The 697-nt window shown below is 65.0% G+C and carries 1 protein-coding gene; it reads right to left on the reverse strand.

From position 1 onward, the window contains the following. Window positions 1-376 precede the first annotated feature (376 nt). A complete protein-coding gene (locus tag U870_RS0122145) occupies window positions 377-550 on the reverse strand; it encodes a CsbD family protein (protein WP_025159519.1) in 174 nt (57 codons plus the stop codon). Window positions 551-697 lie beyond the last annotated feature (147 nt).

Raw genomic sequence — 697 nt, forward strand, 5'->3', positions numbered from 1 at the left:
TAGAAGCCTGGAGATTCGAGCGGAGGACATCCTGCCGGGTGGACAGGTCCCAACATCCTTCACTGTTCCGATTCGCCCGGCGAGGCGGGCAACCATTATCTACAGATGAGCCTCTTATCGTCGGCTGCCGTTTAGCCTATAGCGTGGCCTCATTTGGTCGCCGGTCGGCATCAAGGTCTGGGAAGCGCTTGGCGACAGGGTGGCGATGCAGCTTGGTCACGCCCCCGCCAACCCACCGGCCGATGTTGCGGCGCATGCCGTTGTGCCGTTGGCGACAGCGTCGCGATCGCTCCATCAGGCAGCCAGCGGCGTCCTTTCGGACGAGGATGGCGGATGTCGTGCCGGGCACGACATCCGCCATCCGGACGGACACGGGTTACTTCTTGAACGCGTCCTTCACGTCCTCGCCGAGGTTCTTCGCCTTGGCGGCGGCCTGGTCGGCCTTGCCCTCGGCGACCTTCGCGTCGTCGCCGGTGACCTTGCCGATGGCCTCCTCGGCCTTGCCCTTCAGGTTCTGGGCGGCGTTCTTGATCTTGTCGTCAGCGCTCATGGCTGTCTCCTTATCGTTAGGTGGTGCGTTCTTCTTCGGGGCTTCACGAGGACCGGGCGGTGCTCGTGGACGTGTCGACGCGGACGGCGGACCGCAGACGGGCGCGAAAGCCGCCGACCAGTTGCGCGAACACGGGTATGGGGGCGC

The sequence above is a fragment of the Leifsonia aquatica H1aii genome (genome assembly GCF_000633535.1).
Taxonomy (GTDB): domain Bacteria; phylum Actinomycetota; class Actinomycetes; order Actinomycetales; family Microbacteriaceae; genus Leifsonia; species Leifsonia aquatica_A.